Annotated in this window: 8 protein-coding genes; 1 reads left to right on the top strand and 7 read right to left on the bottom strand. The window is 59.0% G+C overall.

Annotated elements, in window-relative coordinates; genetic code table 11:
• Positions 1–1380, top strand: a 1380-nt coding sequence (gene pgi, locus VFN25_RS07555) for a glucose-6-phosphate isomerase (protein ID WP_325140443.1), incomplete at its 5' end; no start/stop codon positions are given.
• 60 nt (positions 1381–1440) lie between these two features.
• Here the strand turns inward: pgi and VFN25_RS07550 are convergent.
• The 7 genes from VFN25_RS07550 to VFN25_RS07520 all read right to left on the bottom strand — a co-directional run.
• Complete coding sequence (locus VFN25_RS07550) at positions 1441–3462, bottom strand: S9 family peptidase (protein WP_325140441.1); 2022 nt, start codon at positions 3460–3462, stop codon at positions 1441–1443.
• A gap of 59 nt (positions 3463–3521) precedes the next feature.
• Positions 3522–4958, bottom strand: coding sequence for a mannose-1-phosphate guanylyltransferase/mannose-6-phosphate isomerase (locus VFN25_RS07545; RefSeq protein ID WP_325140440.1), 1437 nt, complete (start codon positions 4956–4958; stop codon positions 3522–3524).
• On the bottom strand, positions 4955–5899 hold the full coding sequence (gene rfbD, locus VFN25_RS07540; protein WP_325140439.1) for a dTDP-4-dehydrorhamnose reductase: 945 nt from the start codon (positions 5897–5899) through the stop codon (positions 4955–4957). Before rfbD ends, VFN25_RS07545 begins: the two co-directional genes overlap by 4 nt.
• Positions 5896–6450 (bottom strand): dTDP-4-dehydrorhamnose 3,5-epimerase, encoded by a 555-nt coding sequence (gene rfbC, locus VFN25_RS07535; protein ID WP_325140438.1) that lies wholly within the window; start codon positions 6448–6450, stop codon positions 5896–5898. The genes rfbD and rfbC overlap by 4 nt, the downstream gene beginning before the upstream one ends.
• A complete protein-coding gene (rfbA, locus tag VFN25_RS07530) occupies positions 6447–7334 on the bottom strand; it encodes a glucose-1-phosphate thymidylyltransferase RfbA (RefSeq protein WP_414648895.1) in 888 nt (295 codons plus the stop codon). Before rfbA ends, rfbC begins: the two co-directional genes overlap by 4 nt.
• Before the next feature lie 146 nt (positions 7335–7480).
• Complete coding sequence (locus tag VFN25_RS07525; protein WP_325140437.1) at positions 7481–8266, bottom strand: dienelactone hydrolase family protein; 786 nt, start codon at positions 8264–8266, stop codon at positions 7481–7483.
• A 42-nt stretch (positions 8267–8308) separates the two neighbouring features.
• On the bottom strand, positions 8309–8636 hold a 328-nt coding region (locus VFN25_RS07520; RefSeq protein WP_325140436.1), incomplete at its 5' end, for a hypothetical protein.

Here is an 8636-nt window from a genome sequence, read left to right as displayed (position 1 = left end):
TGTGGAATCGAACAACGCCGCGATGCGATGTTCGCGGGAAAACCGATCAACAGCACCGAAGGCCGGGCCGTTTTGCATACGGCGCTACGTGCGCCACGCGGAGCTGGGCCGCACAGCAATGAAGTTCACGCCGTGCTCGAGCGCATGCTGGCCTACGCCGAAAGCGTGCGCGATACCGCCAGCAGCGGTATTCGGCATATCGTCAATATCGGCATAGGTGGCTCCGATCTCGGGCCGCAGATGGTCGTCCCCGCACTCGATGCCTATTGCCAACGCGATCTGACCCTGCATTTTGTCTCGAATGTCGATGGTCACAATATCGATGCCGCATTGCGCGGCCTGAAGGCGTCGGAAACCCTGTTTGTAATTGCCTCGAAGACATTCACGACCCAGGAGACGATGACCAATGCGCGCATCGCGCGCGAATGGTTTCTGGCCCGGGGCGGCGTCAATATACAAAAACATTTCGTTGCGACCACGACCAACGTCGAAGCGGCCGCCGAGTTCGGCATCGATACCACCTTCGGATTCTGGGACTGGGTCGGCGGCCGCTGTTCGTTGTGGTCGGCAATCGGCCTGCCGATCGCGCTGGCAATTGGCGAGAACAACTACCGTGCCCTGCTCGATGGTGCGCATGCGATGGACGTCCATTTCAGGGACACGCCAATCGAACGCAATCTGCCGATCCTGCTTGGTCTGCTCGATGTCTGGTATCGCAACTTCCATGGTTTCGGCAGTCGCAACGTTGCGCCCTATCATCAGGGCTTGCAGCGTTTGCCAGCCTATCTTCAACAACTGGAGATGGAGAGCAATGGCAAGCGCGTCGACCTCGATGGTGAGGCATTGCCGTATTCGACCAGCCCCGTAATCTGGGGCGAGCCGGGCAGCAATGGTCAGCACGCCTACTTCCAGATGCTGCACCAGGGCACCGATGTGATTCCGGTCGAATTCATTCTCATTCGTGAGCCTGATCATGTGCACGCCGACTCACATCGCAAGCTGCTGGCCAATGGTCTCGCCCAGGCGCAGGCACTGATGCTTGGAAAAAGTGCCGGGGACGCGATCATGGAAAAAGTTTCAACAGCGTCGGATGCAATCTCGCCGGAGGTTCTGGCGTGTCATCGCACCTTCCCCGGCAACCGGCCGAGCACGACCTTCGTCATCGACCGTCTGACACCCCGCGCGCTCGGATCATTGATCGGCATGTACGAGCACCGCGTCTTCGTCAGCGGTGCGCTGTGGAACATCAATTCCTTCGATCAGTGGGGTGTCGAGCTCGGCAAGACGCTGTGCACCGAACTGCTGCCGAGATTCGAGTCGGGCGATTCCAGCGGGCTTGATGGATCGACGGCAGGCTTGCTCGCGCGTCTGCGCGGCTGAGCAGCCGCGCAGTGGCATCGGCCGGCGGATGCGCTTGAACACACCGCCGGCCTTCCGAGGTCAATTCCCGGCAGGTTCTTTCGATGTTTCGACGACACCGACATCGACCTTGCCCCGACTACCGATATTGCGATCGAGGAAGGCGAGAATCCGCTGGTACAGGTCCTCAACATTGGCTTCATCGTAGAAGCCATGCCCTTCATTGGCCTGGTACAGCCACTCGACCTTTTTGCCGCGCTTGAGCATGGCGTTGCGCATGCTTTCACCCTGCACGGGCGGAACGCGCTTGTCCTCGCCGCCAACAATCAGCATGACGTCGGCCTTGATGCGGTCGATCTGGTTGATCGGAGAACGTTGCGCAATCAGTGATTCATCGGTGCCCAGTGCCATGTCGAGATAGCCTTCACCGCTGAATGATTGCGGGATATCGCCGCGTGATTTCATCAGGCGCAAATCATAAACGCCGACATAGCCGATCGTGCATTGATAGAGATCGGGCTCACGCACCGCCCCCTGCAACGCAGCGTAGCCACCAAAGCTGCCGCCGAAGATGCAAATGCGTTTTGGGTCGGCCGCACCCTGCTTGATCGCCCATTGGGTTGCATCGGTGATGTCATCCTGCATCTTGCCGCCCCACTCCCGATAGCCGGCTTGCTGGAAATTCAAGCCATAGCCACCGGAGCCGCGATAGTTGACCTGGAGGACGGCATAGCCGCGGCTGGCCAGCATCTGCACGATCGGGTTATATCCCCATGTATCGTAGATGCCATGCGGACCACCATGGACGAAAACCACCATCGGCAGGCTTTTCGTCTCTTCCTCACCGGGTGGTCGGGTCAGGTAGCCATGCAAGGACAGGCCATCACGCGCCTTGATCGAGAATGGCTCCATGATCGCCATCGTCTGGGGCTTGATCCACGGTGCGCGGGCGAGCAAGAACCTGAGCTTCTTCGTCTTGGCATCGTAAAGATAGAACGATCCCGGATCGCGATCACCTTCGACAATGACGATGGTTTTGCTGCCGTCCTTGGTGGAGTTGCCGAATTGGACATCTTCGCCTGGAAACTGCTGCATCAAATCGACGAGCACCTTGGCTTCTTCGGCATGCTTGTCGAGCAGGGTCACTGCGGTACGCCCCGGCATCGAGCGGATCGCGAACAGATCCTGGCCATCGAAAGTTTCCCCAAATCCATCGACGGCTGAATCGTCGCCACGCCACAAGGTCTTGAACGTGCGCTTGTCGACATCCCAGAGGCAGACACCACCACAGTCGAAATACACGGCTTTGCCAGAGCGGTTGAACATGACCGGCCAGACATCATTGCCGGTGACGGCCTCGTCGAAAACGAGCTCCCAATCCTTGCCATCACCTTTGCGGTAATAGACTTTCTGCTTCTGCTGGTTGTCGCGGCCAGTTGCAAATCGGACTTCACCGTTGTGGTCGACGAGGAATCGGACGTTGGCCAGCGGAGCTGTTGCAATCGTCCGGTTTTTCCCGGTACGAACGTCAATACGCCGGACCTCGGCATGCAGGCTTTCACCACCGGCACTCGCGACATGACTCCAGTTCCAGCGTTGCACGGTAATCAATGCGTTGTCATCGTCATCGCGCAGATCATCGAGCATCCAGGCGCTGGCGTATTCGCTCTGCTTTTTCTGGATACGACTGCCGGTCGATCCCTGCCCGGAATCGCTGGCGCGATAGCCGAACAGCACCTCCTTGCGTTTGCCATCGACGTTGACGGCAAACAACTCACCTCTGCTCACCGGCATTTCCAGATTGCCAACATGTTCGGCAACCGAATAGACGATACGCTCGCTGGAGACCCACCAGAACGCGAATACTTCATCTTCGTCGCGCGGGCGCAGGGTCAGCCCGGTATTTTTCCCGAGATCGATAATCGACAACACGACTTTGCCGTCGATGATCGAGGTGGCCGCCAGATGTTCGCCATCCGGCGATATCTTGACCTCCTTGAACTGCATATGTTTTGCAAAATCGGCCAGTGGTACAGGCTCGGTCGCGTGGACCGAAAAACCCAGCAACAGCGCGATCAGCAAAAACATGCCTCGTATACGCATTGTGATTCCCTTCGTGATTGAAACCCGTGAATTTACACTATTGATCAATGCTTGCAAAATCAGGCTTTTGGAACCCTTCCGTAACGATCTTCCAGTCGCACAATGTCGTCCTCACCGAAATAGTCGCCGCACTGCACCTCGATCAAATGGATATCCTGATCGGTCGGATTCTCAAGACGATGCACCGTCTGCATCGGGATATACGCCGACTCGTTGGCATTGAGCAGGAACTCGCGCTCGCCGATGCGCACCTTGGCGGTGCCGTCGACAACGGTCCAGTGTTCGCTGCGCCGGTGGTGTAGTTGCAGGGATAGCACATGGCCGGGTTTCACGGTCAGACGCTTGACCTTGCAGTCGTCGCGATCCTCAAGAATCGTGTAACTGCCCCAGGGTCGATGTACGGTGCTGTGCAGCGACGCCGCGGGATGATTGCTCTCGCGCAGGCGCTCGACCACGGCCTTGACCTGCTGCGCACGGTCGCGATCGGCGACCAGCACGGCATCGCCGGTATCAATGATGATCAGATTGTTGACACCGACGGCAGCGACCATGCGCGCATCCGACTGGATGTAGCAATTGCTGCTTTCAACGACGATCGCATCGCCCTGCACGCGATTGCCGGCAGCGTCGGTATCAGCTTCCATTTCGCTGATCGCCTTCCACGAGCCGATGTCGCTCCAGTCAAATTTCGCCGGGACCACGGCGACGCGTGCGGCACGCTCCATGATCGCGTAGTCGATCGAAATGTCCGGCTGGGCCATGAACAGCTCGCGGGCAAATTCGACCGGACTGGCCTCACCGCTCTCGCTGGCATGACAGGCACGCGCCGAAGCAAGCACGTCGGGACACGTCGTTTCCGCTGCGGCGATCAACGCATCCGCACGGAAACAGAACATGCCCGAGTTCCAGACATAATCGCCAGCGAACAGATAGCCTTCCGCCGTGGCCTGATCGGGCTTTTCGACAAAGGCGGCAACTTTACGCCCCTCGCAGCCGGCGACCTGGTCACCCATGCGGATGTAGCCGAAGCCGGTTTCCGGCGCACTCGGCTGGATGCCGAAGGTGACCAGCCAGCCATCGGCAGCCAGCTTTTCGGCTCGACGCACGTCGGCGGCGAAGGCATCAAGATCACGAATCAGATGATCCGACGGCAGGATCAGCAAGGTCGCATCCGCACCACATTGATCGAGCGCGTAGAGCGCCGCAAGCACGACCGCTGGTGCGGTATTGCGCCCTGCCGGCTCGAGCAGGAATGGCAGCCGGTCAAGATCGGCAGCGGGATGGCTGGCGTACTCGTCACGGGTCAGAAAGTAATAGTCGCGCCCGGTCACGGTCAGCACAGTGCCGCCATCAGCGAGCCTGAGTGCGCGATCGAGAGTCTTGTACAGCAACGACTTGCCATCGCCCATGCGCATGAACGGCTTGGGATAGGCGCTGCGCGATACCGGCCACAGCCGTGTGCCGGCACCGCCGGAAAGGATTACCGGAACAATCATGAAACGTCTCCATGGGATCGGGTGGCGGCGAGTTCGCCGATCACCTCGTGCAGCCCTTCTTGCCAGGGCTGCTGTTGTTGTCCAAATACAAGGGTGAGCTTGGCGTTGTCGAGCACTGAAAACGCTGGCCGCGTTGCGCGTGTCGGGTAGTCGGCGCTGGTGATTGGAATCATTCGAGGGATTTTTTCATGCAAACCGGCATCATGTGCTTCGCGCATGATTTGATCGGCGAATCCGAACCAACTACAACGCAGAGACGCGGTCAGGTGATAAGTGCCAAGCGCCATTTCGCGTTCTTGCACGCCCATTGCCAGCCAACGCCGCAAGACATTCGCCGTCGTCCGCGCAATCCATCCCGCCGACGTCGGCGCGCCGACCTGGTCATCGACCACACGCAGTTCCTCGCGCTCGGCGGCGACACGCAGCATGGTGCGCAGGAAATTCTGCCCGCGAGCGGCATACACCCAGGCAGTGCGCAGGATCAGATGCTGTGCGCCACTGTCGCGCAAGGCCTGCTCACCCGCGAGTTTGCTGCGACCGTAGACGCCAAGCGGTGCCGTTGCATCGTTTTCGTGCCACGGCCGCTCGCTGTTTCCATCAAATACATAATCGGTTGAATAGTGGATGACGAGTGCCTCGTTGCGCGCCGCCCATTCACCCATTTCGGCGACAGCGCGATGATTGACTCGATCAGCCAGATCGGTCTCATCTTCCGCACGGTCGACCGCGGTGTAGGCTGCCGCGTTGACGATGATCTTCGCGCCACTGGCATCGAGCGCATTTGCCAGCGATCGGGAATCGGCAAGATCGACACTGACACATGGCCCGTCATCATCCAGCGCACCCGATCGGGTTGCACAGATCAGCCGACCCAGCTCAGCCAGCGGTTCACGCAGGGCGAAACCGACCTGGCCATTCGCTCCGAACAGAAGAATGTTCACGCGTAGACCGGCAGCTTCTCCGCTGCCACATCAGCAAGAAACTGTGCCTTTTCATCCTTGTCGGACAAGGAAGGCTTGGCCAGCGGCCAGTCGATGGCCAGTGCCGCATCGTTCCAGCGGATGCTGGCGTCACTTGCAGCGTCGTACACCGCGGTGCATTGGTAGACAAAAGTAGCCGGCCCGCTCAATACCGCGAAGCCGTGGGCAAAGCCCTCGGGCACCCAGAAATGACGCTTGTTTTCCGCACTCAGGATCGCCGCCGCCCACTGGCCGAAGGTCGGCGAACCGGTGCGGATATCGACAGCGACATCATAGACCTCGCCTTCGAGCACGCTGACCAGCTTGCCTTGCGGATTCGGCCATTGGTAATGCAAGCCGCGCAACACGCCCTGTTCCGAGCGCGACACATTGGTCTGCACGAATTTCAGATCCAGCCCGGCCTCGGCAAAGCGGTTGGCGTTGAAGCTCTCATAGAAAAAGCCGCGGGCATCGCCATGCACCTTCGGCTCGATGACAATGCAACCTTCGAGCGCAGTCTTGATCAATTTCATGCCGGACGGCCTTCGCGAACGAGTTCCTGCAGATACTGGCCATAGGCGTTCTTGGCCAGCGGAGCCGCCAGTTTCAACACCTGTTCGGCATTGATCCAGCCATTGACGAATGCGATCTCTTCGGGACAGCAGATCTTCAGGCCCTGGCGGTTCTCGATGGTTTGCACGTAGCTCGATGCTTCGACCAGGGATTCATGCGTGCCGGTATCGAGCCAGGCAAAGCCGCGGCCCATGCGTTCGAGCATCAGCGAATCGTCGTCGAGATAGCAGCGATTGAGGTCGGTGATTTCGAGTTCACCACGCGGCGAGGGTTTCAGGTCACGAGCGAAATCGGCGGCGCGCCCATCGTAGAAATACAGCCCGGTCACCGCCCAGTTGGATTTCGGCTCGGAAGGCTTTTCCTCAAGTCCGACAACACGGCTATCGGCATCGAATTCGGCAACGCCGTAGCGATGCGGATCGCGCACCCAGTAACCGAACACCGTCGCACCTTGTGCGCGTGCGTCCGCGGCATGCAGCAAGCGGGTCAGGCCATCGCCGTAAAAGATGTTGTCACCAAGGATCAGGCAACTCGGATCATTGCCAACAAAATCGCGGCCGATCAGATAGGCCTGGGCCAATCCATCCGGCGACTCCTGCACCGCATAGCGAATCGACAGGCCCCACTGCGAACCATCACCGAGCAAGCGCTGGAACAAGGCCTGCTCATGCGGCGTATTGATGATCAGCACATCGCGGATACCGGCCAGCATCAAGGTGCTGAGCGGGTAGTAGATCATCGGTTTGTCATAGACCGGCAACAGCTGTTTGCTGACTGACTGGGTCAGCGGATACAGCCGCGTGCCTGAGCCGCCGGCGAGAATGATGCCGCGTCGTGATGTCACCAGAGAACCTCGATCGCTGAATTCGGGCCGCATAGTGTAGTGGGCCGCGCCTGATCTCGCTCGCGCCACGCCAATTTCACACGCAAATCACTGATTTCAAAGGCTTGACGGATCAAACGGGATGTTTGATCCGCGGCGTCGCCAGGTCAGTGGGCGGCAAAGACCTCGGCAAGGAAATTGTCCATCATGCGGAAGGCGCGCTTCGCCGCACGCTCGTTGTAGAGGCAACCCGGCGGACTGTTTGCATCCGGCTCGGCGAAGCAATGCACCGCGCCGCTGAAATTGACAAACTGCCAATCTGCCCCGGCCGCATTCATTTCCTCCTCGAACTTGCCGATGTCTTCGAGCGACGTGCCACGATCATCAGCTCCATTGAGGACCAGGATCGGCGCCTTCACCGAACCCGCCGCTGCCGGCTTCGAAGTCGAAAGGCCACCATGGAAGCTGACCACGCCAGCAATATCCGATCCACTACGCGCCAGTTCAAGAACGGTTGTGCCACCAAAACAGAAACCAATCGCGGCGATTTTCCCAGGCTGCAATGGCGCTTTGCCAACTTGTCCGCGCAAGGTCGCAACGGCCTCATTGATACGTGCTCGAAGCACCTCGCGATCTGCGTAGAGTTTGCTGACCTGGGCGCGGGCTTCCTCGCCATTCTTCGGTCGCACGCCTTCGCCATACATGTCGGCAACCAGAATCACAAAATTGGTCGAGGCAATCGTTTTCGCCTTGTCGACGGCAGCGTCAGTCTCGCCCATCCAGTTCGGCACCATGACCAGACCCGGACGCAGCGCCTTGCTGCTGTCGTCATAGACCAGATGGCCGGCGAACACGGTCTTGTCCACCGTATAGCTGATCGGTTTGACGACCATCGCGGCATCGGCCGAGGTCGTAGCAATTAGCAGCAATGCAGATGCAATCAATGTGCGCATGGGAGTCTCCGCGGGAGGTTGTCTGTGCATGATAGCGCCTCGTCAGCCCTGTCTCCTGATCGCATTCTTCTTCATCGATTCGCAGTTTCTCAATACTTGATAACAGATTTCCGAGTACGGCGGAAAAGAGCTCATCATCACGGTGGCTTGATAGGCGCAAGACAGGCTCGGCTGCGCTGAGGCAAGGTCCCAACTCCTCGATTCATGTTGATCTTTACGCCGCTTCGCGGCGCGGCATCCCTGCCTTTTTTCACTCGCCTCAGGCGAGCGAGTCACTTTCTCTTGCGTGGCCAAGAGAAAGTAACCAAAGAGAAGGCCACCCCATTGCAGCGGTCTCCGGGCTCCTGCCCTGCGACTACGCAACGCGACT

Origin of the sequence: Dokdonella sp. (assembly GCF_035703485.1) — a bacterium.
In the GTDB taxonomy this organism is placed as follows: domain Bacteria; phylum Pseudomonadota; class Gammaproteobacteria; order Xanthomonadales; family Rhodanobacteraceae; genus Dokdonella.
The sequence above is the reverse complement of the archived record's forward strand: the minus strand, read 5'-3'. Positions and strand labels throughout refer to the sequence as shown.